This window comes from Paenibacillus sp. GYB004, assembly GCF_036577605.1.
Taxonomy (GTDB): Bacteria; Bacillota; Bacilli; order Paenibacillales; family NBRC-103111; genus Paenibacillus_AB; species Paenibacillus_AB oceani.
The window spans coordinates 17993-43427 of sequence record NZ_JARBDB010000059.1 but is presented as its reverse complement, the minus strand read 5'-3'; the positions used below and the strand labels follow the sequence as shown (position 1 = coordinate 43427).

At 53.4% G+C, this 25435-nt stretch carries 18 protein-coding genes and 1 pseudogene; 5 read left to right on the top strand and 14 right to left on the bottom strand.

Translation table 11 applies throughout. The annotated features are described in order from the left end of the window. Positions 1-16: 16 nt before the first annotated feature. The 5 genes from PV433_RS25365 to PV433_RS25345 all read right to left on the bottom strand — a co-directional run bounded on the left by PV433_RS25365 (position 17) and on the right by PV433_RS25345 (position 5181). Complete coding sequence (locus PV433_RS25365; RefSeq protein ID WP_332074824.1) at positions 17-865, bottom strand: AAC(3) family N-acetyltransferase; 849 nt, start codon at positions 863-865, stop codon at positions 17-19. Between the two features lie 5 nt (positions 866-870). Continuing rightward, on the bottom strand, positions 871-1554 hold the full coding sequence (locus PV433_RS25360) for a cyclase family protein (protein WP_332074823.1): 684 nt from the start codon (positions 1552-1554) through the stop codon (positions 871-873). Positions 1555-1772: 218 nt separating this feature from the next. Beyond that, a complete protein-coding gene (locus PV433_RS25355) occupies positions 1773-2522 on the bottom strand; it encodes a hypothetical protein (protein ID WP_332074822.1) in 750 nt (249 codons plus the stop codon). A gap of 85 nt (positions 2523-2607) precedes the next feature. Then, the gene (locus PV433_RS25350; protein ID WP_332074821.1) at positions 2608-3789 is read right to left on the bottom strand and encodes a hypothetical protein; all 1182 of its coding nucleotides are present in this window, start codon (positions 3787-3789) and stop codon (positions 2608-2610) included. Between the two features lie 93 nt (positions 3790-3882). Further along, complete coding sequence (locus PV433_RS25345) at positions 3883-5181, bottom strand: ABC transporter substrate-binding protein (protein ID WP_332074820.1); 1299 nt, start codon at positions 5179-5181, stop codon at positions 3883-3885. A 426-nt stretch (positions 5182-5607) separates the two neighbouring features. Here PV433_RS25345 and PV433_RS25340 point away from each other — a divergent pair, with 426 nt between their 5' ends. After that, positions 5608-6426: an AraC family transcriptional regulator gene (locus PV433_RS25340; protein WP_332074819.1), complete on the top strand. Its 819-nt coding sequence runs from the start codon at positions 5608-5610 to the stop codon at positions 6424-6426. A 136-nt stretch (positions 6427-6562) separates the two neighbouring features. Here the strand turns inward: PV433_RS25340 and PV433_RS25335 are convergent, their stop codons facing one another. The 3 genes from PV433_RS25335 to PV433_RS25325 all read right to left on the bottom strand — a co-directional run bounded on the left by PV433_RS25335 (position 6563) and on the right by PV433_RS25325 (position 10931). After that, on the bottom strand, positions 6563-7528 hold the full coding sequence (locus PV433_RS25335) for an MraY family glycosyltransferase (protein WP_332074923.1): 966 nt from the start codon (positions 7526-7528) through the stop codon (positions 6563-6565). A 121-nt stretch (positions 7529-7649) separates the two neighbouring features. Continuing rightward, positions 7650-8459: a VanW family protein gene (locus tag PV433_RS25330; RefSeq protein WP_332074818.1), complete on the bottom strand. Its 810-nt coding sequence runs from the start codon at positions 8457-8459 to the stop codon at positions 7650-7652. A 228-nt stretch (positions 8460-8687) separates the two neighbouring features. Next, positions 8688-10931 carry an Ig-like domain-containing protein gene (locus PV433_RS25325; protein WP_332074817.1) on the bottom strand — a complete coding sequence of 748 codons (2244 nt, stop codon included), beginning with the start codon at positions 10929-10931 and terminating at the stop codon, positions 8688-8690. Positions 10932-11752: 821 nt separating this feature from the next. Here PV433_RS25325 and PV433_RS25320 point away from each other — a divergent pair. Further along, positions 11753-12655 (top strand): helix-turn-helix transcriptional regulator, encoded by a 903-nt coding sequence (locus PV433_RS25320; protein WP_332074816.1) that lies wholly within the window; start codon positions 11753-11755, stop codon positions 12653-12655. 62 nt (positions 12656-12717) lie between these two features. Then, positions 12718-12846, top strand: a pseudogene (locus tag PV433_RS34220) (S-layer homology domain-containing protein); the annotation flags it as partial. Positions 12847-13748: 902 nt separating this feature from the next. Here PV433_RS34220 and PV433_RS25315 read toward each other — a convergent pair. From PV433_RS25315 to PV433_RS25290, 6 genes are all read right to left on the bottom strand, one after another. After that, the gene (locus tag PV433_RS25315; RefSeq protein WP_332074815.1) at positions 13749-14441 is read right to left on the bottom strand and encodes a hypothetical protein; all 693 of its coding nucleotides are present in this window, start codon (positions 14439-14441) and stop codon (positions 13749-13751) included. Between the two features lie 1010 nt (positions 14442-15451). Beyond that, entirely contained in the window at positions 15452-16498 is a 1047-nt protein-coding gene (locus tag PV433_RS25310; protein WP_332074814.1) for an alpha/beta hydrolase family protein, read from the bottom strand. A 118-nt stretch (positions 16499-16616) separates the two neighbouring features. Continuing rightward, a complete protein-coding gene (locus tag PV433_RS25305) occupies positions 16617-18191 on the bottom strand; it encodes a glycosyl hydrolase family 28-related protein (protein WP_332074813.1) in 1575 nt (524 codons plus the stop codon). Positions 18192-18296: 105 nt separating this feature from the next. Beyond that, positions 18297-19844, bottom strand: a complete 1548-nt coding sequence (locus tag PV433_RS25300; protein ID WP_332074812.1) for an extracellular solute-binding protein — start codon at positions 19842-19844, stop codon at positions 18297-18299. 72 nt (positions 19845-19916) lie between these two features. Then, positions 19917-20780 (bottom strand): carbohydrate ABC transporter permease, encoded by an 864-nt coding sequence (locus PV433_RS25295; protein WP_332074811.1) that lies wholly within the window; start codon positions 20778-20780, stop codon positions 19917-19919. Between the two features lie 12 nt (positions 20781-20792). Next, positions 20793-21749 carry an ABC transporter permease gene (locus PV433_RS25290; protein WP_332074810.1) on the bottom strand — a complete coding sequence of 319 codons (957 nt, stop codon included), beginning with the start codon at positions 21747-21749 and terminating at the stop codon, positions 20793-20795. 167 nt (positions 21750-21916) lie between these two features. Between PV433_RS25290 and PV433_RS25285 the strand changes: the two genes are divergently transcribed. Next, a complete protein-coding gene (locus tag PV433_RS25285; RefSeq protein ID WP_332074809.1) occupies positions 21917-23659 on the top strand; it encodes a sensor histidine kinase in 1743 nt (580 codons plus the stop codon). Then, complete coding sequence (locus PV433_RS25280; RefSeq protein ID WP_332074808.1) at positions 23649-25349, top strand: response regulator transcription factor; 1701 nt, start codon at positions 23649-23651, stop codon at positions 25347-25349. Before PV433_RS25285 ends, PV433_RS25280 begins: the two co-directional genes overlap by 11 nt. Positions 25350-25435: the final 86 nt, after the last annotated feature.

The window sequence follows — 25435 nt, the reverse complement described above, 5'->3', positions numbered from 1 at the left end:
TTTTCTTCGATCGATGTCAATTTGCAACGACACATATTTCGCATGTACGGTCGGCGCAGCCGTTTTCCATATACGCGGACAGATCGACCGGGTCTTCCGAATACAGCCGTCTCGACCAATGGCACGAGTTGCAGTTCGGATTATGGCATATAAAAAACAGCGGATCGTCCCGAAGCAGCTGCAGACCGATTTCGAACACGTTTTGGACCTCCATAACGAGTACGGCTGCATTACCGATCCGGCCTTCGATCAAGGCGCCGTGCTTCCGCAGGACGGGAGTGAGACGCAGAAAGTCCCGGTGGCCCGGCGGAAATTTGTTCAGGGTAAAGGTCCGGTTCTTGTAATCTTCCATATAGGTAGGAGCGGGAATATCGACGGTCAGCAGATAGCGGGCATCGACCGCTTCCTCCAGGGAGTGCATGATCGTATTGCGGTCCATATCGACGCCGAGCATCATCGCCTTGCCGCCGAGATCGCGGATTTTGTAATAAGGGGTCCCCGGTCCGCAGCCCGTCTCGCAATGCTCGTGGCCGGACGTGATCCATTCGGCGTGTTTCCCGACCGCGGCAACCGAATGAACGGGATGCAGGCTCCGGTGCGCATCCGCCCGCCTGCGGAATACTTCGGATATTTTCCCGACCGCCGACGGGGTGGTTGCCGCATCGAACGGCTCGGACCAGCCGGTAAGCGTCGACATGACGATCGTCCCTTCCTCGCCTACCGTCTCCAGCAAGGCGTCGATCACGGCTTCGGCTCCGCCCTCCACATAACCGATGCTGGTCAAGGAACTGTGCACGAGTACGATATCTCCGGCCTGGATATCCATCAGCTCCAGCGCGGTTTTCATCTCGTCTTTATTTACCATCTCCGCTAACCTCCTTGGGTGATGACCGCCCGGCACGGAACCGCGCTCGTTCCCGGAATGTTGAGGGGAAGCGCCGTCAGCCGGACCTCGCTCTGCCTTACCGATTCGAGGTTGACGCATGGCGCGAGCATCAAAATATTCGCTTCGTAAAACTCCGCGAAAAACTGCTCCGACTTAGCCAAGTTGTCCCACCTCGGAAAATCCGACCCGAGCAAATACGGCTTTTGGCCGATCAGCCATTTCATCGCATCGTATGTAAAATAAGGCGAACGCTCCAAGTAGCAATCGTCCATCCAATACTTACTCCAGCCGGTGCCGACGAGAATCGCGTCGCCGGGGCGGATCCGCTCGCTTCCCGCACATTTCTCCAGCATGGCCGCATCGATCGCAACACGCCTGCCGGGTACGTCCAGCCCCGCTTCGTTCAGCATCAGCACGACACACCGCATGTTCACCAGCTTGCCTATCGGAATATCGGCAACGTAGTAGCTGCTCTCTCCGCCAAAATAATGGGCCGGCGTTTCCAAATACGTTCCGGTTTGCGAATGCAGCCCTTCGAACACTTCGGCATACACGACAGCCTCCACCCAAGGGACGCGGTCCAGCGGCCGCATCCGGAAGGTCGGAAACGGCTCCTCGTAATTCCACATCCCTTGTCGGATAACGCCGGTAATATCGATCACGTTCATCGCTTGCCCCCCTTGTCTTCTAGGCGCAGCAGCGCCGTCCTTGCTCTAGGATGGCATCAAACGGGGATTCTTGCAACAGACATATCGTGTCTTTATTCAGCGTACAACTGCGGCGGCTCTCGCATTGCCCTGCAAGTACGGGTCAAACTCACCTTGCATCCGCGCTACGAAAGTATGCGCTTTCGATAATCGGTCGTATAGTCGCTAATCGATTCGTTTTAACTAAAAGTCCAGTCGCCCACAAGCTCCAGTATTTTGGTTTCTGCGCCATCCATGTTACGGAACGTTATATAGGCTCCGCGCTGCGTTGTTGATGCTATTGTCTTAATAGCACCATCGAGTGTTATGTTCAAGCCATGCACAGAGACACCATACGTTGTATGAGTGGATTCAGGGTCAAACACAACTTTTCTTACAGAAAAGTCCCGATCCGTCCGTATTTCACCTGCCACAGTGTCAGTAGTGGCTCTATATCGAACAGTTGAACACGCGCGAACTGTAATTCTTGGTGATGATTGATCTAATACTGTCTCACCGTCTAATTTAAATGTGGAACCAAAAAACGGAAACTGTGCAAGTGTGGTCAAGCTTGCCGCGTATAAGCTTAATTTTCTTTCCGAATTCGGTGCGCATAAGTAACGCGACTCTTGACGATACGGCAAATCGCCCGCATACCAAGCCAAGTAAGCATTGCAATTTTCATGAACATTTAAAGTAACCTCAAATGCTCCGATTGTTTCATTACCAACGGTGCCGTTATAGGTATGACGCATTGGGAATGCTGTAACGGATCTGGCAATCTCAACATTTTTTATTCGGCACCTGCATCCGCTTTTAACCCAACCGTTGTGCAATCCCATGTAGAACTTGCCGCTAATCATAACATTGTCAATATCTACAAACCCGGTAGACCCGGTTTGAGTGCCAAAAAAACCTAAGCATGTATTTGTAGTGTTGTATAGCTTCATTGTTCCTGTAATACGAACTTCATATCTGCGTTCTTGATAGTTAACGCAATACAGTCCTGCGTAAACATCTTGAATGGTCGGGGATTCAATGAGCAGATTGATACATCAATTCCCCGCCTATCGCGTTATTGGGCTCTATATCAATTCCCGCTTTCGGAAAAGTGCCTTTCACACCATCATAATCACCAACTTTTTCAATATAGGGTCGAATGATGGATACATTCACAAATGAACGAGATGAGATCCCGTTACGTCTCGCGCCAGAAATGTAGGGTTCAAAGATCGTTACATTCGTTGGCTCATAACCGCCCACAACGTTTGCCAGTCTTCCGATGTCTATACCATCGCCCCAACAATCCACTATTCTAGGTTTGTGGAAATAAATATGTTTACAATCAAGAATTTGAATTCCATGTCCCCACTCGCCGGTTGTCCCTGTATGCCGCAGTCGGTCTCCCTCTACTTTAGCGTTAATTACAACGGCATTATCTACACGATACGTTTTTATTAGCTGATACACGGTATTGGATGAACCTAATAATTTTAACCAGCCGTTCTCAGTAAAACTTAAAACGGAATTAGATAAAACGCTTAGTAGGCAAGCATCTCCCGAATCCACTGCGCCGTAGAATACGGCATCGATGACAAAGGGTCTGCCCTTGGACGCTGCGTACGCATAGCCGATGCGTAATTGTGATTTTTGATCTTCCTCTATATTTGGAGTTGCAAACCACGAAGCATAATAAGCGTGTTGTATATCCATTACCCAACTTGAAGTCACAGTTACACCGTTCTCTTCTTCAGTTGTGCCGGGTATATACGTATAAAATTTTTCAATGGAGCGAACAAATACTCGATCACCGTCTTCAGCAACAAGCGCAATCAGTTCAGCAAGATCTGCAGCCGTTCGAGTTACTGCCGCTTGTTCATCGACGCCCGCCATAGAAACCGCTTCCAATTGTAAAAACGTTTCATTGATCGCACCGACAAGACTGGATTTATCCGCTGTTTTTAAGGAAGATAAATCTCCAATTTGTTCATGGGGATTACCCCCGCCTTTTCCGTATGTGGATAAAGCTACAGTTGCTGCCGGATTAGCTTGGCCAAATGCCTGGGAAACCCCGCCGGTTGCAGCGAAAGTAACACCCGTTACGCCGATAGCCGCCAGCAAATCTCTCCGACTCCATTTATCGTGTGTACGTTTCTCTGATTTCCCTCGTTCCGCTGTCTGATTTTGTTTTTCGCTATCAAGTCTTTGATCGTCCATCTTGACATTCACCCCTGCTCTTGAAATGACTCCCCCTTTCGATGCATCGAAGGGGGGCTGATAGGTTTACCGTGATGATCGAATCAATTTACATTACTTAGCGCCTTTGATCTCGGCCAGCTTCAGCTTGATTGCTTCCTCTGCCTGCGACAGCGCCTGATTGACGTCGATCGTCCCTTGCAGATACTCTTTGAATTTGTTGATGGCAATGCTTTCACCCTGACTTCGGTATTGCGAGGCAACCGGATATGGAACGGGCTTGCTTTTGAAAATGCTTGGTAAATGTTTGTCTTTCAAGCCGGGGTTGGATGATCCGAGCGCTTGCTTGATCGCATCGCTGGCGAGCGGCGACAGACGGCCGCGCTTGGACAGTTCCAACTGCACCTCATCCGAGCTCATCGTCTCGATAACGCTGACCGCATCTTGCAAATGTTTTGTCGTTTTGGTCGCAATGACCGTATATACGCTTGCATTGCCGTATGTGTTCGGCTTTTCCGGATAGCTCGGATACTGCGCTACGTCCCAGCTAAGCCCATCCTTTTCGGCTGCAACGAGCTGGTTGAGGATGTTTAGATCGAGCAGCATGCCGAGCTTCTTGCTTTTCATAAACTGATCCTTCGGCGATTCCGCAAGCAGCTCGTTGCCTGGAATCGAGAAAATCGCCTTCCCCAACTCGAACACGCGCTTCCACTTGTCGTTGTTGATGACCACTTGATTGTTCGCGTCAATCGCTGCTACGCCAAGCGGCTGCGACATCCAAATGATCGTGTAGCCCGGGTCGAGACCGCGGATCTGCACGCCGCCATCGGTGCGTGTCACTTTATTCGCCAGTTTCAGCACGTCATCCCAATACATACCATCGGTCGGGTAGGGGGCACCGGCTTTATCGAAAATGTCTTTATTGTAATACAGCGCATGGTAGTTGACATTAATCGGCAAACCGTACAATTCGTTTTTGTCCGACGCATTGCGGACGTCTGTAATGTAATTGGCGTCAAAGCGGTTTAAGGACATGTTGCGCGCTTTGAACAACGGCTCCATGTCGATCACCAGTTCCAAATCCCGGTACGACGCTAAGGCGCCTGTAAAGGTGACAATCAAATCCGGCGTACTGCCGGACGCCATCAGTTCATTTAATGTCGTTCCCTTTGCGTCCGGCACATATTCAAGCGTAATGTGCGGGTATTTCGCCTTGAGACGCTCCCCGACAACTTGTTGAAACTCTTCGTCAAGCAAAGTCCCGACCGCTTGGCTGGCAACACGAAGCGTGACCGGCGACGGCTGATTGACTTTCGTTTCTACGGCACTGCCTTCTTTGCTGCCACATCCGGACAGTACAACGGCCATTGCAGTGGTCAACAGTGCAATTGTGCGTACTTTAAATCGTTTCATAGGAAAAAGCCCCCTGTTTGAAAATGAATGGCATGCGTCCGTGATCCGCTATGGATTTTTATAATCCGATAGGAACAAGGATTAACCTCGCTAAAGGAAGCGCTTTCAAAAAGATCTTGTTACCTTGGTGCAACACCACCTGCATACGATGCGCGCAGCATCGATCATGCCGCAGTCCCGGAACCTCCCTCGGCGATACGTAGCTGCGTCCTTGCTGCGTCGTATAGGAACAACATTTCCTTCTATTGCATGACATTCTCACTTGCTCGTATGGGATCCCACTACCATGTGCACACATTCATCATAAAGGAAACCCCAGTCCTTTTCCTATACAGGAATGATGCACAGCCCATACACTTGATTTCACCCTTCACAAGGCGATATAATGAGGCGCAATAGACGGTTGTATGAGGAGTCGACTTGAAAATGGAACCGTATACACCGGCGCAATTAAGACCGCAACTAGTTCTTCTGGCGGAATGGGTGCAGAAGGAAACGTTTCAGCATCACTCGGTCAATGTTCCCTGGTGGATTTTGTTCTATGTGCTGCAAGGGCAGTTCCAGTATCAAATCGGGAAACACGAAGGCGTGGCCGGCCCGGACGACCTGCTGCTTTGCCCGCCGCACACCCTATTTCGCCGTCACATGACATTGCCTTCCACGTTCCTGCTCGTTAACTTTAACTGGTTTTCCCCGCTAGGAGAGCGGATCGATTCGGACCGTCAGCTGATGCCCAATCCGGTCGGAAAATTTGTTATTCAAGATATGCAGCGGCTTGCCTCAACTCATCTCCATTTTCAGAAACTGCTTGACCGAATCGATTCGTTTGCATTGGAACGGCGCGATTTTTTGCTGCAAGACTTGTGGCAGCTGTATACGTGGGAGTGGGACTGCGCCCAGCGGGATTTGCGGGAGCAGGCAATCGACCCGCTGATGAAGCGCGCGGAGCAACTGCTGCGCCATCATGCGATGGGACGTTTATCGCTCAAATCGATATCCGGCGAGCTCGGTCTTAGTGCCGTGCAGTTTACCCGACGCTTCAAAGCGGTGTACGGCTCGTCGCCAACCGACTACGTCACCAGCTTACGGTTATGCAAAGTGCGGACACTGCTGCTGGAAACCCAATTGACGTTGAATGAAATTGCGAGCCAGTGCGGTTATGAAAACGGGCTGTACTTAAGCCGTGTCTTTTCCCAAAAAATGAACATCAGCCCTTCTCAGTACCGGCAAAGCCATCACATATAAAACTGACGGGAATCCCGCTAAGAAAACAAAAACGGGGTGGAAGCCCCTGCTCCCATCCCGAAAAATGAAACTAATGATCAGGTAAACAAGCGGACTGTCCTTGGGATGCCGCTTGTTTATATTTTGCACGGATCGGCTATACGTTCAGCAGCAGCAATATGATCGACATCATGCTGAAGCAGACGTTGACGAGCCACAGAAACGCGACGACTTGCTTGGGCTTCATTCCGGTTGACAATAGCCTGTAATGCGCCTGGCTGGCGTCGGCCTGGTAAATCGGCTTGCCTTGGCGCATCCGCCGGAAGACGACGAACAGATTATCGAAGATCGGCACGCCCAGCGCCAAAATCGGGATGAACAGCGACAGCACCGTCGCCTGTTTGAACGCCCCGTCAAGAGCGACGACGGCGAGTATAAAACCGAACAGCGTTGCGCCGGCATCGCCCATAAACACTTTGGCCGGCGGCTTGTTGTAGCGAAGGTAGGCGATCGCTATCGCCACGACGATCATCGCGATCATCGCCGAGCTCGACTGGCCTTTGGCCAGCGCTACGATGAACAGCGTGCCCCCCGATATGGCCGATAAGCCCCCGGCCAGACCGTCCATCCCGTCCGAAAAATTGATCACTGTCGTAACGCCGAATATCCACGTCACCGTCAGAACGAGCTGCAGCCAACCCGGCAGCATAACCTCCTGCCCGGTAAACGGATTTGTAAATCCATAGAAGACAATGCCGGATTCGTAGACCAGATAAGCGGCTGCCACCTGCACGAGGAATTTCGGCATCGCCGGAAACTCTTTGCGGTGTGTCTTGTACCAATCGTCGATCGTACCGATGACCAGCACCATGAATGCTCCGACCAGGATGGCGGTCGTCTGTCCCGGCTCCTCGCGGACGAACAGCAGGAAAGCGACGACGAAGCCGATAAAGATGGCGATGCCTGCTGTTAGCGGGATCGGCTCCCGATGTATTTTCCGCTCGCTGTCTTCCCGGGGCTTGTCCACGAAATCGATCCGGAACGCCAGTTTGCGCAGCGGCGGAATCAGGACGTACACGATCGCGAATGCAACGATAAAGGCAAGTAAGTAATAAATGACAATCCCTCCCGGATATCAATCCCCTGTTTCCCCTATAGCCCGGACTCTCTGGCTGCCTTCCAGAATCCCGGGCCTGCCGGTCCGAAGCCAGACGGCTGAACCGGTCGAACAAGCGGCCGAGCGATCAGCCGCCGGCTTCCTTCAACAGCGGCTCGTACATCATAATCGCATGGTTCTCCGTAATGTACTCATCGCCTATGCAGGTTCCTTGCAGGTCATACACTTTGCGGTATATCGTGTTGTGCCGGACATAGCGGCCCCAAGTTTCCAGGGTGATGGAGTGATCACGCTCGTACACCTCGTACCGGTGCAACGGAGCCCGGTCCGTTCTCCACTCTCCGCTCAGAAACGCGTCGTCCAGCTCCAGATGCAGTTGGTAAGGCCGATCCGTCGGATTGTAAATTTGCAGATCGATGTAATTGTAAGCACAGGTGGCTCCGCTTCCGAACGGCTGCGTCCGGGACGAATCGGGGAACACGTCGTAGCTGTGGCGATGCCTCTCGACCACTTGCAGAGGCGTATGCAGCGTAATCCAGTAGATCAGGTTCGATAGCTGGCACAGGCCGCCCCCTACTCCGGAACGAAACGTGCCATAAAACAGAACCATCCCCTCCCGGTAGCCTTTCCTCCGCGTCGGTTTGCCGATTTGCTTCCAGTAGGACAACGTCTCGCCCGGGCGAACGACAATGCCGCTCAGCTGCCGGAGAGCGATGGACAAGTTGTGCGCTTTATTGCGCTGCATCCACATGTCCACGTTTTTCAGCGAACGGTACACCGGCGTCTGATGACGGAACACCGGATAGGGCTGGCCGGGCTCATTTCCCCGTAAAGCCGCATATCGCCGGCCGCCAAACCACCAGTTCATCCGCCTCCGCCACGTGTAATACCGGGCGCCCAGCCAGATGCGCAGCCGGGATCTCGGAATCGGCTTCATCCTCATATCCTCCAGTCGGATGCCGTCGTATTACGGCAAGTAGTCGCCTTCCGTATTGACGGTTCAACCCGGTAAAAGGTTCATTCTGGCCATGGCGGTTTTTGAATATATTGGACATTCGGCACCGATTTCCCTTCTTTATGACAGGACAACCGGTAACATTATGCTGAATGCCGTCGCTTTCAGTCAGCAAAAAGCCCCATACGGGCCGATGAGGCTCGAAGGGGCTTATTCCATCATGCACGGCTCGTCCGTCACCTCGATAACCGCCGATGCATGACGGTTGCCGCACGTTACTGTGACCGCCGCCGTTCCCGGCGCTTTGCCTGTAACCTTGCCCAGATCGTCCACCTCGGCTATAGCCGGGTTATCGGACGACCATTCCACTTTAAAGGGCGGCGCCACCGGCATCGTGATCGGATAATTGGTGCTGGTCTGAAACGTTCCATTCGCGCTCAGCGTCATTTCCTGGTTCACACCCAGCCTGACCGCAAGAGCGCCGAACGTAATCTCGTCGAGCAGCGGCACGACGTCCCAGCGGATAGAAGCTTCATCCACGTATACGTTCAAATAATGGTAAAAGCCGCCTTTATCCGGCGGAATATGCGTATATTTGCCGCCGCCGCCCGATATGACATAGTCGACACCCTGAACGTTTTTGTGCAAATAGGCGTGAAGATCGCCGCTGAATACGACTACGTTCGTATCGGGGCGTCTGGTCTTGAACGCGCCCAGCAGATCGTACAAGCGTACCGTATCGTCCGGGTCGATGAAGCCGTGACCGGTCTGGAAATGTTCCCCGTCCGCGGAAATCTCGTCCGGAGGAACGTGCATAAAAACGATAACATGGCGCTGACTCGTCTGTTCGAGCACTTGCCTGAGCCAAGTCCACTGGGAGGCGTCGGAGCCGGTAATCGAGTTGTTCGCGGAATCGAGACCGATGATCCGGGTATGGCCGTAATCGTACAAGTAGGCCGGGTCGCCGAACGTCTGCTGGTAATTGCGACGGGACCCCGTACCGGATACTTCATGGTTGCCGATGCTCACCGTATAAGGCGCTTCGAACAAGCCCATGTTCGCAAGCGCCGCTTCGTAATTGGCCGCCGTGTCGTTCTCGACGATGTCGCCGGTATAACCGACAAGCACCGGCTTCTCCCCGTTGATCCGCGAGATTTGTTCCCGCAGCAAAATGTCCGACGCCGTCCGGCCTTGACCGGCCGTATAATACCCGCCGTCACCGATCACGCACATCTTGAACTTGTCCGGGTTCGCCGGCTGCCCGAGCGGAGCGCCGACTGTGAAGCTCCACCGGACCGACGATCCATTCCCCGCAAGATCCGCCGCCGTAACGCTCGCCGTATGCTTCGAACCGGGCTCGAGGGGAACCGCAGGCGTGTAAAACAAAGTGCCGCTGGCCTCGTCGTATAGGTGCCCGACCGTTTCTCCGTTCAGTTTAAGCCGGATCGAAGCGGCATTCACTCCTGTATAGCGGTCCGCCGCACGGATCGCAAGCCTCGGCCGATTCGTCTGCGTCCGGATGCCGTCCATCGGGCTGATAACGCTCAACTCGGGCGGCTCCGTATCCGGTCCCGTGTACACGACAAAGCTCCAAGCCGCTCCGGGCAGCGCCGGATTGCCCGCCTTGTCGGCGGCGTCTACCGTCACGGTATACGCGCCGTCTCCCAGCGCTGCAGCCGTTACGTGCGCAGCCTCGCCAGTCGCTTCGTCGTACCGGTGAGACACTATAATCCCGTTCAGCTTGAATACGACCGTATCCGGGTCGACTCCCTGTCCTTCGTCAAAGATTCGGACGGTTATCTCCGGATCGCTCCTGTATACGGTCTCGTCCGGCTCCGGCTTCATGCCGCTGAACTTCGGCCCTTCCAGATCTTCGCCCGTGTCGGTGTAAATCGCGTGCAGCGGAGAAAAATAGACGGCTCCCGCATCTTTGTTCGCATTACTCGTCTCAGCCACGTACAGCTGCGTGAACCGAAGCGGCATCTGCATACCGGGCGGAATATCGGCCGCGACGTATTTCCAGCCGACCCAATTCAGCTCGCCGGCCCCAGTAAAATCAACCGGCTTCTTCGTTCCCGTTCCGTCCCGCAGCTGCCCGCGCAGCCAATGCTTGCCTCCGTCGCCATATACCCATAACCCGATTCTCAGCGGATAACCCTCGACCGGTTTGCCGTCCGCTCCATCCGCATCCTTGAAGTTCAAGTAGGCTGCCGACGTCCCGTCCGTTCCGGTAAAGTCGTAGCTCAGCTTCGCGGCATGGAGGCCATACCGGGCCGGGGCCGGGGCCGGCGCACTCGCCAAATCGACCCGTGCGGCATTCGCCCGCAGGGACGTTACTGTTATATGGCGGGTGTCCGCAAACTCTTCCAGCAATACCGGCGGTTTGCCGTCACTTCTGACGGCCTCCGGCTCCGTCTTCGCATTTTCGTTTCCGTACGCTGCCTTCACGTCCATCGATACCCCCTGACTGTTCGCTGATTTGTATGGATCAATCCGCCTGCCCGGAGCCTGAACCTGTCTGGGAGATCTCTCCAAGAGACGACAGTCACTTTTCGGAAGCGACTTCATTTAATGTAATAATATTTCTTAGAAAATACAATAAATAGTTTATAATGTTCCAACCCTCTTGTATATAGCGAATAATGTCGTTATTTGTAAACGAGACCGGTCTGCTGCAACCGGACATAAGCCCCTGTATCCGCTTCGCTGCTGGCGAAACCGCAGAGATAAAGTCGAAAATTTTTCGCCCGCACAACGAAAAAAGTGTGCTAAACTAATATACAAGTAATAGACCTGATACGAAGTTGTCTTAGTTGTTAATACGTACGACAGTAAAAAATAAGGGTCTCCAGCGAGGCTGTCGATTCATTATGGACAACAAGTAGAAAGGGAGAAGATTACCTTCTGGCGAGTTTTGTCTGGAATCCCCTACCTTACAATCCTTATTCAAACAAGAGATTCCGGACAACTGTTTGAGTAGAAGAAGGTAACTTTTCACTTGGAACGGCCTGCTAGCACTTCTACACATTGAATCGACAGGCTCTCCAGCATCCTCTAATTTCGGCATAAGGGGATAACAAAGACGAATAAAGGCGATTTGCCTCCCTTATTTCAACCAACTGATCGGGTCAGCACCCTTTTCGCGGATTTTAGCAGCTTCAAACCGCTCTTATTCCACCTGCAAGCGGGAGCTTTTCTTAGTTCAGAATGTCCCGGTTCGTCTAACGCATTAGCGAACATCAAAATTCTGAATCGTTCAAAAAGGAGGTATCCGCATGGCGATCTTTCCCGAGTACGAGGACGCCAAAACCGACGACCGTTTTTTGTCCGGTCAGCAGAAGGGCCAGCTGCCCTTTTACATTTCGTGCAACCAGCCATACTCTCACTACCCGATGCACCATCACGACTTCGCCGAGCTGTCGTTCGTCGTAGAGGGCTCGGGCACCGAATCGATCAACGGGCTGGCCCACGAGCTGCGCCGGGGCACGATGTCGCTGCTGCTGCCCCATCATATTCACGAGCTGTACAGCAATCCCGACGATCCGCTTAAATTATACAGCTGCATGTTCGATATCAACGTCTTGTTTGGCAACGCTTACGAATCGTATATGAATCAGTGGATTCACAAAATCGGCTCGGAGATTCCGTCGCATTACCATTTCGAAGGCGAACGGCTCGCGTCCGTAACGTCACTGATCGAGCAGCTCGTGCTCGAATATAAGGAATCCCGCCTGGGTCGGGACGCGGTCTTGCGGGGCAAGTTGATCGAAGCCGTCACGTTGATGCTGAGGGCGCTGACCGATCCGAACCAGTCCGGAACCGTGAGCAAAAACCAGCCGGGGTCTCGCGTATGGAGCATTTTGCGCTTTATTCATCTTCACTTCAACGAGCCGATCTCGCTGAATTCCGTATCCGAGCATTTCGACCTGCATGCTTCGTATATCAGCAGAATGTTCAAGGAGCATACGGGTAAAACCGTCAACGATTATATGCATACGCTCCGGATCACCCGGGCCGCCACACTACTCGTGGCAAGCGAGATGTCGATCTCGGACATCTGCATGGAGGTCGGCTATGACAACTACCGCACCTTTGCGCGCGTCTTCCGCGAGCATCACGGCATGTCTCCGTCGGAGTACCGGATGTCGCATGCCGCCCGCCGGGCGAAAGCTTTGTAGAGCAGGTCTTGAATGAGGCAAGTTTGCGAAGGCCATAAGTTTGTGATCAGAGCGATTGGGCAAATGAAGCCGTAAAGTACTTGCTTCGGATGAATACGATTCAAGGATATGAAGACGGTACATACCGTCCCTTGAACGATTTGAATCGAGCAGAAGCAGTTGTGCAGTTTTTTGACGGAAAGAATTCATAGCATTTCAATAAACAAAAGAACCGGGCACCGTTTTTACATGGTAGCCCGGTTCTTTTGTTCGATGCTCTTCCTCTCTCTTGCTGGCTTTCATGATCTCTTGGGCCTGGGTCAAACCGTGTATTCGATGAGTTATGACTCGTTCAAATGAACGAATCATTTAGCAATGCAGATAATACGTTTACATGGGGTTGGTGTGTTGAAGTATACGGATATAACAGTGGTTCAGGTAATAGGTAATTATTTTAAAACATTCCTATGGTGGGACGACTTGGTATTCCACCTATATGCACCTTGATTCGATAACAACAACCTCTGGTACTGTAACAACCGATACACAAATAGGAGTACCTGGGGATACAGGTGGGGTTGCGCCCCATCTTCGCTGGGAAGTAAACACTTCTAGCAGCACTTATCTGGGTCCTCGGGTATCAGTAGATCCATTTCCTTACTTGGTGAAACAGTATAACGTGAGTAAATGGACTACTGATCATTCCGGAATTAACTTCGTGAATTCCTTCAAAAGCTATGGAACCCTAAATGCGACAATATATGGGGTCTATAATGGAACAGACCAAGGTCCATCATCAACCCCTAAAGCGTATTGGAGATATAATGGAGAGACTACCTGGAGAGTATCAAACGGAGTACATGTAGGAAGTTATGTTTATGAATTCTCTATGCCATACGACGCATCTAAAACGTATGTCGAGTACATCATTTACGCGAAAAGTAAATGGTACAACTGAATATGATACACATTGGAACACAGTGTATAATGACGCTGCTGAAAATCCTGGAACATGGTCTTCAACTTCGAATGTTTCTGAAATATATTATTTCTAAATTCTAATTTAAACGGCCGATGATCATATTCTGATCTCGACCGTTTAAATTTATGTTTTCTAACAATCCGACCCTTGACCACATTGAATGTTCATTAAATCCAATTTAAGCTGACCAAGCTTCATGAACATATCTTTATTGTGCTTCGGGGTAACATTGTATCCTTGAATAAATTTGTCCTGTTGATATAAGGATAGATATAATTCATCTTGAAATGTATATATCGCCACAATGTCCGCTTGTTGATCCAAGATGCCGGCTAGTTGGGTAAAATAAATTACAATGTAATCAGTCGGCAAATCAGTAATGTTTTGATTTAATACTGTAACTCGGGTGTCCATCTCAATTTTCTCTCTAGGAATGAAAGTGGTGTTATTCACAGAATCGTTATCGTTAAAAATGCTTTGAAGATATACCATCATATATAAATCATAATTAGAAAGTTGCACTCCACCCATTCTTGAATGAACGTAATGCTTGATTACTTTATTTTTTTCTATTAAGTTCATTTCTAGGAATTGTTTAATATTGAACTCGGTGGGAATTTCCGTTGATTTGGGTACTATTTCTTTTACTGCGGATTGAAGGTCTGAAACCATATCTTTGATTAGAACCATATTTTCTTCTAGTGATCTACGTACTTCCATTATGGCTTCATCGCTATCTTGAACGGATTTTTCACAACCAGATAATAGAGAGACACAGATTAAGCAAGTAAGCGAAACATTTACTAATATACCATCCTTTTTCACTGGACCTCACCTTCATTAAAAAATACTAACTCATTTCTTTAATAAACACTTTTACCTTACATTGAGTTGCGTATTCTCAAATTATTTATTTTTTGTCATTCGGAGCTAGGCATATACCTTAGTTTATGCAAGCCCAATATCAACAACAGCTTTTAAAGCAAGCAACAGTTAATTGCCCTTCTTATGATGAGGTAACTGTTATGTTTTGAATGCAGGGATCAACCTTTCTATCACACTATTATTTGTACCAGAGGTTTTAATGATAATACTCAACTGGGACTACAATCAGCAACCGAGGTTTTAAAAGGCAGACGCAAACAGACCTTCACGTTCGGAAAGTCAGTATCCCCTTTATTCCTAACAGATTGAATCACCCGGACAGCACAGCATAGATGCGGCTAAAGGTTGGAAACCAGGGGCTATGGCGAACCAAAACGCAACTTCGTTTCTCTGGCATGCTGAACCAAACGGGAGGCTAGCCAAAATGAGATTCTCAATCACGATTTGTACTCGATTGCTTTCGTTTTCACGGGGGCATCTCCCTCTTGAAGCGAGATCTGATCAATGGCTCGTAGCAGATTGTAAGCAAAAAGTCCCGCGCACAGCACCAAATCATTGGTCGCTAACTTGCCTGACGCATTTGGCAACTCTCGGCGAAGATTGCACTTAATAATGAAACGTTTTCGTTCAGACAGACGTTCAGGTTCTCCACTGCGTCATTGCCGGCATCCATGTGAATCAGCAGTGGCCGATCAGTCACGCGGCGCCTCTATTCCAAGCTATGGAAGATCAAGGCTGAGGCCTCTTTCTGGACGTGGGTACTTCCTTCTCGGAGGTTCACGTTGACGCCATAGCCCTCTTGATGTATGCGAAAAAGGGGGAGTAGCCGTCTTTTGGTATAGTGATTGTAACGAGCAATTCACTACCTAACAAAAATAAAGTCCGGGGCGAACCTCCCCGGACTTTCATTTGTTGCTGCAGGAATGCGGCCTTTATAACCTAGTCAAGGACTACCGCTTCAAATATTCGCGGACGAAAGGCCACACCCGTTCCTTATAATACCGGTGACCGCCGCTGCCTTCATACAGCTCGCAGCTCGATTCGGCATCCATCGCGGCGTAGACGTTCCGAAGATGGCCGTACGTCTCGCGCGTCCCCTCGATCGGATAGATCTCGTCATGAACGCCGTGGACGATAAGCAGCGGTCTCGGCGCGATCAACGCCGCCACATCGTACATTTCCCCCAGATCCAGTATGCCGGGAACGATATTGCACGGGCAATGACCGATCGGAATGATCGATTTCTCGAACGTGCATACATACGACCCCGGCACGGCGACGGAGATCCGGTCGTCGAGCGCCGCCGCGAACAGCGTGACGGTGCCTCCGCCGGAGTTGCCGGTCATCACGATCCGGCTCGTATCGATTTCCGGCCGCGTGGCCGCATAATCGATCAGCCGTCCCATATCATGCACGCGCTCTCCGATCAGCGTCCGCCCGTACATCAGCGCCACTTTTTGAAAATTGACGCAGGAATTTCCCTTCCCATCCGATTTCAGCCATTCCTCTTCCCCGCCCATCTCGTAAAACCCGCGAACGTCCGGAGCGATAACCGCGTAGCCTTCCTTGACGGCCTGCACCGCCACATCCCTCTCGCCCTGCTCGCTGCTTACTCTATCCTCTTCGGAAGCGTAGTTCGCGACATAAGTTTCTTTGCCGCGCGCTCCGTGTCCGTGCGGAGTGACGACCAGCGGATAAGGCCCTTCTCCGGTACCCGGGAGCAGCAAATAAAACGGAATCTCGATACCGGGTTCGCTCGTCACGTACCATTTCTCGCGTGTGTAACCGTCGCATTCGACACTTTCCGTGCAGCGGGGGTTCAGCCCTGCGGGAACCGTCCCGATCCGGTTCAGACCGAGCCGCTCGCGGAGAGCGGCTCGAAAGTCGGCGCGCCAGGCATCCCAGCTTCCGTCCGAAAGCGGCGCACGGTAATCGAAGGTGCGGCCCGAGGCGCGGGCCAGATTGTCCCTGTAGCCGGCCGTATTAAAATATTGCATACGTCTCTCCTCCTACCAGCTCTCTAAATCAACGATACAAGCTTCACAATCGATTATACCCCCAACCGGAGGGCAATGGCACAAATATCCAATATTTTTTCCTATTCTCGCAGGCAGGTTACGCCTGCAAATAATCGTTCATATCCTCCAGCCCCGGGAAACCCTTCACCAGCTGGCCGCTACCGGACGATTGTGCGTTCTGTTCCGCCGGGTTCGGGGAAGGCGAGACGAATACGTTGTTGCGCGAGATAACCGTCTTCTCATTGTTGAGAACACGGGCGCCCAAATTCCGCGAACCGGACGAGAGGTAGAAGCTGTCCTCGAAATAGTTGCCCTCGATCACGGCAATACGCCCAATGGCCGACACGTAGACGTGGTAGGCGGTTCCCGAAGTCTGGCTGTTACCGAAGCCGACCGACTGGTTGCCGCGGAATACGAGCCTTTGGCCTGCGGTAAACGTAGCTCCGCGCTGCCCTCCCGACGTGGAATTCGGGTCGGCCGAGATCAGGTTGCCCTCTACGATCAGATGGTCCCAGCCCCCGTTTTTCTCCTGCCGGAACTCGATGCCGAACTCGCGCACATGCTCGATCACATTCATCAGAACTTGCCCGTTGTAAGCGCCTTCGAAACCTTGTACGCCTTTGACGCATTGACGAAATCGGTTGCCCGAGATCAGGAAATGGTCGCTTTCCCGGTAGCCGAGCGAGTTCCCGCCCTGAATCGATACCCCGGTCCGAAACCGGTATACGTCATTGTCGCAGCACATCGAATGATGCGAGCCGATCAATCGGACCGCGTGGCTCTCCGCCACCTTGTAACCGTCCTCGTTGATCATCTGATTGGCGTACACGATCGCATGGTTCTGGAAGAACACTTCGACTCCCATCTTGTTCGTATTCAGCATCCGGTTCATAACCGCCGCATTCCGGTAAGTCACCCGGCCCGGGAACCCTAACGAGGAGTTGCCCCCGCCAAAGCTAATGCAGACGTCGCACTCTTCAAAATCGTTATTGTGCACGACGGCTCTGTCCACGAACCAGACCTTGACGCCGGCAAAATTGTTCGCCCCTCCGCTGCCGCTCGGACCCGGCTTCTGGGAAAACTTCAAGGAGTGGACATTGACGTTCCGGACCCGCGTGGTCCGGTCGCTCTTGCCGATCAGCAGCGTGTTCGTCTGGGCCTCGGTAGTCAAATGGGACGACGGGCCCGCTCCGAATATCGTAATATCTCCCCGTTCGCAGAGAAATCCGGAAGCGCTGTAGTACGTGCCGGGAGGTACGTAGAGCGATCCCCCAGCCGGGACGTCCGCCATAGCGGCGTTCCATGCCGCCGTGTCGTCGGTTATGCCGTCGCCTGCCGCTCCGTACCAGCTTAAGCTAACGGCCGTCAAGATCGCTTCGCTGCGCATACGCGCCTCCAGCTCTTCCCGCAGCTCCTCAATCGCTGCATGAGGGCTCCCGTTACCGTTGCCATTGCCCGGCTTTTTTTCGCCCATAGCCCCAGCTGGAGCTCCAGCTTCCAGCGCGCTTGCAATTCCGCCGGACAGCAGCCCTCCCGCCACGGTCAGCACCCCCGCCGCGCCCAGCGTCGTCAGCACTTGCCGGCGATTGACGCGGGCTATCCCCGCACGGCCTCCCGGCTCCTCTCGTTCCTTGCGCACCAACGGGTTAACGGCTTGCTCCTTCTTGTCCAACAGCATCCACCTCTTCGATTTAAATTGGCCCGTCAGAGGGCCTATGGCACAACCGGCTGCCGCCGGAGAAAGCGGCGCCGGTCCGTGACGCCTCGATCAGCTGAACTACTTCAAATAACCGTTTGCGGTCAGCTCCCGTTTGATCTCATCCAGATACTGCCGGCCTTTGTACTTCGTCAAATAGGTACTCGTGTATTCGTCCCAGCTTTTGTCGTCCAGCGGCACATTGCCGTAGATGAACTTCAGCATCATCTCAGTCACATACTTGGACAGGTCGGCCGCGTATAACGTCGGCTCCTTCGCCTGCCCCATCGCGAAAATGCCGCCGATCTCCGGTTTGTCCCCGATCAGCTTCATCTGCTGCTCGTACAGGAACGGGTCGGGGTAAAACACCTTGACCGTCTCGGGAGCCGTCTTGATTGCAGGCTCGCCCATAATCGAATAGGCGGACAAGTAGTTGCTCTGGCTGCCGGCGATGAACTCCGTAATAATCCCATTCGTCTTCTTATGATTCAAGCCTTCGATGCCGAACGTAAGCAGCCTCGCTCCCTGTTCCCCGTTCATCCAATTCGCCAGCTCGATCATTTTGTTCACTTTCTCCGGCTGGTCCTTCAGCTTGACGGTCAGGCTCAATATACCGTTCGGCGAGTTCGTTTTGCCGTTGTTCGACGCTTTTCCGGCAGGACCGGTAATCGGAGGCAGCAGCACGACCTCTGCCTGCGGATTCAGCTTCTTCATATTTTGCACGATGGCGTTCGGGTAGCCCGTATTATGGAAAATGCCGATCTGTCCCTGCTCCGCCTTCTGCGTCACCCGGTCGAGGTTGTTCGTCGCCAGATCCGGATCGATCGCTCCGGACTTCATCAGCTCGTTCATATATTGCAAATAGTGGCGGAATTCGCCGCTGACCGGACCGCCCCTCAGCTTGCCGGCCTTATCGACCCAAAACGAGCCGCGCACGTCGCCCGTAAAAGCCGATAACAGCTGCCAGAACGGCTGGCCGTTCATCGAGGAGCCGGAGGCGGAGAAGCCGAACGTATCTTTTTTGCCGTTGCCGTCAGGGTCGTTGCCTGCAAACGCCTGCATAACCGCCTTCAGCTCATCTGTCGTCGTTGGCATCTTCAGGTTCAGCCGGTCGAGCCAGTCTTTGCGGATGAACAAGCTGTTCGTCATCGTCGGCGGACGCGCCGGAATGCCGTGATAGACGCCGTTTTTATCGGAGATGGTGTACAGCATTTCCTTGGTTGCGTATTTCAGGTTGGGCGGCAGCGCATTCGGCTTCAGCACCTCGTTCATCGGCAGCAGATACCCCTGCTCCTGGGCTTTCCGGTAATCCGCCATGTTGAAAAACAAAATCGCTTCCGGCAAATCGTTCGCGCCGATCCGCGCACCGAGCTTCGCCCTCCACTCGTCCGACTTCCCGCTCGAGAACGCATACTTCAAGTCGATGCCGAGATCCTTCCGGATCGTCTGCAGCACGATGTCCTGGTCCGGCGGCGGCACGTCCACCGATACCGATACCCACCGTTCAACCTCGATCGCTACCGGCTTCCCCGCTTCCTCCGCAGGCTGCGCCGCGTTATCTTCCTTCCCGCAAGCGGCCGTCGCTCCGGCAAGAGCGAGCGCCAATACTCCATAACCCCACTTTTTCATCTGGAAACCTCCCTGTTCTCGCTTTGCTCCGTGCTTTCCCGCATTGCCTACCGGCCATAAGGCCGTTAATTACTACCCTTTAACCGAGCCGAGCAGCACCCCTTTTGTAAAGTAATTTTGCAGAAACGGATAGATGACGAGCACCGGGATGATCGAGAGAATCACCGCCGCCATCTTGACCGACTCCGTCGGCACGACGATCGTCATATCGCCCATCTCCGAAGGGTCCGGCGTGTTCAGCATCGAACGCAGCACGGCCTGCAGCGGGTGCTTGCTCGTATCGGAGATGTACAGAATCGCCTCGAAAAACGAGTTCCAGTGACTGACCGCATAAAACAAAGAGATGGTGGCGATAATCGGCATGGACAACGGCAGCACGATTTTAAACAAGTAGCCGATTTCCGTCGAACCGTCGATCAGAGCCGCCTCCTCGAGATTTTGCGGCAAATTTTCGATAAAGCTTTTCATGACGAGCACATTGAAGACGCTTACGGTGCCCGAAAAGATAAGCGCCCAATAGCTGTTCAGCAGTCCCAGCGATTTGATCAGCATATATTGCGGAATCATGCCGCCCTGGAACATCATCGTGATGAGCAGCAGCAGCAGGATCGCGTTTCGCCCTGGCATCGATTTGCTCGACAGCCCGTAAGCGAGCATCATCGACAGCGCCACTCCGATCGCGGTCGAAACGATCGTCACGTAAGCCGAATTGGCGAGCGCCCTCATGATTTTCGTATCCTGCAGCAGCTCCGCGTACGCCTGGAACGTCACCACTTTCGGGAAAACGACGAATCCGCCGTTGCGCACCAATTCGATATATGGCGTCAGGGAAACGACCAATACGTAAAATACCGGGAACAGCGCGACGAGGCCGAGCAGCGTAAGCGCGATATAGTTAAAAGTTTGAAAGCCGATTTCTCCGGCAGAACGTCTCATCTGCACCCCTCCTCACCAGATTCCGGAATCTCCGAATTTTTTGGCCAGCCGGTTCGCCCCCAGCACCAGCAGCAGCCCGATTACCGATTTGAACAGCCCTACCGCCGTCGCCAGACTGAAGTTGTTGTCGATAATGCCTTTGCGGTACACCCACGTATCGATAATATCGGCCGTGTCGTACACGAGCGGGTTGTACATCGCGTATATTTGCGTGAAGCCCGCGTCCAGAATCGTGCCCATTTTCAGGATCAGCAGCAGAACGATGACATTGCGGATGCCCGGCAGCGTAATGTGCCACGTTTGTTTCCATCTCCCGGCTCCGTCGATCTTTGCCGCTTCGTACAGCTGCTGATCGATCGCCGTCAGCGCAGCCAAGTAAATGATAGCGCCCCAACCGATGTCTTTCCAGATGTCGGAGAAAATGAGTATCCAGCGAAACCAGTCGTTCGAGGTCAAAAATTGAACCGGCTGATATCCCCATTCCTTGAGCGTAAAGTTGATCAGCCCCGACGTCGGGGACAGAAACGCGATCAAGATTCCGTAAATGATCACCCACGATAAGAAGTGCGGCATGTACGTGAGTGTCTGGATCGTGCGCTTAAACCAGGAGCGTCCCACTTCGTTAAGCAGCAGGGCGAGTATAATGTCCGGCGTCATTCCGAACGCGATTTTCATGAGGCTGATGACGATCGTATTGCCCGTCACCTTCCAGAAGTCCGGACTTTCCCAAAATACTCGGAACCATTTGAGCCCGACCCAATCGCTGCCGGTTATGCCCAGAAACGGCGAGTAATCGAGAAACGCGATCGATACGCCGTACAAGGAGCCGTATTTGAAAATAAGAATGTACAGCAGTCCCGGGGCGATGAGCAAATACCGGTACTTGTACTTCCATATGACGCGAAGCAGGCGTGGCACCGAGCGCCCGGCTATCGCCGCACCGCGTCCGCTTTCCGCAATTGTCTTCATCGTATTGTCCTCCATCTTTGGTTGCGATGATTGGATTGTACCGCATGCCGGCTTGCCGGAGCTTTCGGATTGTTTGGCGAAACTTTCGTTTTTTTTGGGAGGATCGGAATAACGGGTTCAGCGGAGCGTGCTATAATTTTTAATAGAATCGAGACGGGGGGATGCCCATGATCCGCGGTCTGTTCGGCAGCTTGTCGGTTAAATTGTTTACGTTTTGCTTCATCTCCATATCGCTGCTCGTGCTGCTGCTCGTCGCCGTCTCCCAGCATTACGTATCCGGCCAGTTCGCGAGCCAGCAGACGTCCTACGTCACCCATGCGCTCAAGCGGACCGATTATTTCCTCAATCAATTCATGAAAAATTTGCAAAAAGACTTGCAGTTCATCGCCCGGGACCGGCGGCTGGCGGGACTGGAGCCCGATGGGACGGTACAACTGCTGGAGCAGTACCGGCTTCAGTGGAAAGATATTAAAAATTTGTACGTGTTCAGCTCGGACGGACACGTGCTCGGCACGTCCGGGGCGCTGTGGGATATCGCCTCCTCGGAGAACATCCGCAGCGTGCATCTCGGCTTGACGGCTGGCGATTCGCCGGTCGTGTGGACCGAACCTTATTTCTCCCCGGTATCGGATTATACCGTCACGATCGCGGTCAAACTCCCGATGGCGGAGGGCGAGTCTCCCGCGATCCTCGCTGCCGATCTGGATCTGGAATCGATTCTCGCCGCTTACGAGGACGAATACCTGGGCTCCAAAGTATCCCTTCTGCTGCTAAGCCGGGCGAACCGCCCGCTCTCGGTCCGGTCGCCTTACGTGAAGTACGATGTGTTCGCCAAATCGTATTCGCTGGCCGGGCTCCCCGCCGATTCGCTGGAGCATAACGTGAACTCGTGGCAGGCGGAGGACGAGCAAGGAAACCCGCTGCATATCTCCCGGGCGAACAGCAACATCTGGGGCTGGCAGGTCATCCTCATTTTGAACGACAGCTTTTTGGCCAAATCGCTCGCTTTTATGAAGGCGTTTTCGATTCTGATCGGCTTGGCCGGACTCGTGTTGTCGATCGTCGTGTCGTACTATTTGGCCCGTTATATGATCAAACCGCTTAAGCAGCTCGTCCCTCAGATGAAAAAAGTGAGCGCAGGCGATTTTCAGACGCAGATCGATAGTCGGCGGAACGACGAATTCGGCATACTGGCCGTCTCCTTTAACCGGATGGTCGTCAAAATCAGCCAGCTTATGGACTCGGTCGTTCAAACCGAGATTAAGAAAAAGATGTACGAGCTGAAGGTGCTGCAGACGCATATCCAGCCTCACTTCCTCTACAACACGCTCAATTCGATCAGCTATCTCGCCAAGCGCGGACGGACGCAGGAAGTGGATACGATGATTACGAATTTGTCCTCGCTGCTGCATTTTCATCTGGATAAGGTGGAAGAGTTCGTTCCGTTCGACGAGGAGCTGGAAGGGGTGAAGCGGTACGCTTCGATTATGGAATTCCGGTATCCCGGCCAATTCATCCTCGACTTCGATATCGACGAGATGGTGAGGCACGTCCCGATTCCGAAGTTTACGCTGCAGCCGCTGGTGGAGAATGCGATCTTCCACGGAATTCTGCCCAAAGGCGAGCTCGGTTCCATCGTCGTGACCGGGGAACGGGACGGCGAGCGGATCGTGCTGCGCGTCTCCGACGACGGAATCGGCATACCGGACAACCGGCGCAGTCTGCTGCTGCAAACGAAACCGGACGGCGCTCACGCCGGGTATTACCATCTCGGACTGTTCAGCATCCACGAAAGATTGCGGCTGTATTACGGCGAAGGCTACGGACTGCGTATTCATAGTGTCGACAGCGGAGGAACGACGGTAGAAATCATCATTCCGTATGAGGAGGGGACCCGGCATGCAGCTTGAAGAGAACGAACCGTCTCCGGACATTCGGGTATTGATCGTAGACGATGAATATATGGTACTGAGTACGCTCCGCGAGGAGATCGGCTGGGAGCGGCTCGGCATGAAGGTTGTGGCGGAGGCGTCGAACGGCAGACAGGCTTTGGAGAAATGCGCCGCCTACAGCCCCGATCTGGCCTTGGTCGACATCTCGATGCCAGTGATGAGCGGGCTGGAGATGATCGTTTCGGCCAAGCCCGATTTCCCGGGACTCCGCTTCGCGATTCTGACTGCGCATCCAGACTTCGCCTACGCTCAGGAGGCGCTGAATGCGGGCGCGCTCGCTTATGTGCTCAAGACGCCGGTGCTCGTCCAGGATGTGGAGCGGATGCTGGCGAATTGCCGGGACACGATCCGGGCGGAGCGCGAGAGCCGCCTCCGGGTCCGGTTCGCCGATCAGGTGCTGAGCCGGCACGCTTGGGACATCCGGCATGCGCTTCTGCTGGATTTGCAGCGGGGCAGCCACATTACGGATCCGCATTGGGAGTATTTGTTCGGGCACGTCAAGCCGAACTCAGCGGACAGGAGCGATCCGGCTGCGCCAAATGCTTCGGCTGCTCGGTCGGATCATCCGACCCAGCTTCAAGTTATGTACGTAACGGCGCTACATATGAAGCGTCTTCTGGCCCGCTACCCCGAAGCTGACGCGCCTCTGGTGAAGTATTCCTTATTCCAGGCCGTTCAGGAAGTAGCGGCCGATTGCGGCGGAGGGACGGCGCTCCCTGACGCCACCGGCGGCGTTTACCTGATCCGCACGTTCGCCGTCTCCGGCAGCAGATCCAAATCCGAGTCGGACGTCCAGCATATCGTCACCCGGCTGAACCGGTTTTTCGCCAACTATTACTCCGCCGACGCCGTAGTCGGGATCAGCTCTTCCCGTACGTCGCGCGAGAGCTTGCGGGACATGCTGCATGAGGCCGAAGCCGCCTCGGAGCTTTCCTTTTATATGCCCGGCAGGGAAGCTCCGTATTATGCTTACGAAAACAAGCCGGCTGTCGGATCGTCGGGGGCCGCATGGCCGAAGGTGGAAGCCGAGCTGCTCGCGAAGTGGCGCCAGCCTCACCGGGCGGACGTCCCGGGCAGCTTGCAGGTGCTCCGCCACTATGCGGAGAGCGATCGGCCCGAGCCGGGTAAGCTTCGCCGTCAGACGCTCGCCCTGCTGGAGACGTCCGGTGTGCCGCTGACCCGCAGCGACTGGAACGAGCTGACCGACAACGGGACGCTGAACGCCTGGCTCGACTGTCTCGAAAAGGTGCTGAACCGGGACACCGCTCCCGCACCGGCCGCCCTCGCGGTCCCTGTGATGCACGAGGATATTGGCAAGGCGCTTGACTATATGCACAGCCATCTGCACGATAACTTGACGCTCGCCAAGGTGGCCGAGCATATTCATATGAATCCGAGCTATTTCAGTCATCTGTTCAAGGTCAATACGGGAACGACGTTTATCGACCATCTGACCGGGCTGCGGATCGAGCGGGCCAAGCAGCTGCTCCAGAGGCCGGATCTGAAAAACTATATGCTCTGCGAGCAGATCGGCTTCGCCAGCTATCCGCACTTCTGCACGCAGTTCAAAAAACATACGGGATACACCCCGAGCGAGTACAAGCAGCAGGTGCTCGCATCCGGGACGGGGGCCTGCGGCGGGAAATGAGCAGTCCGCCATAAGGCTCGTCTGTGCATACGCGGTCGTATCCATTCGTTCCATGATCGGGTATACTATTTGATATATGGAGTTTT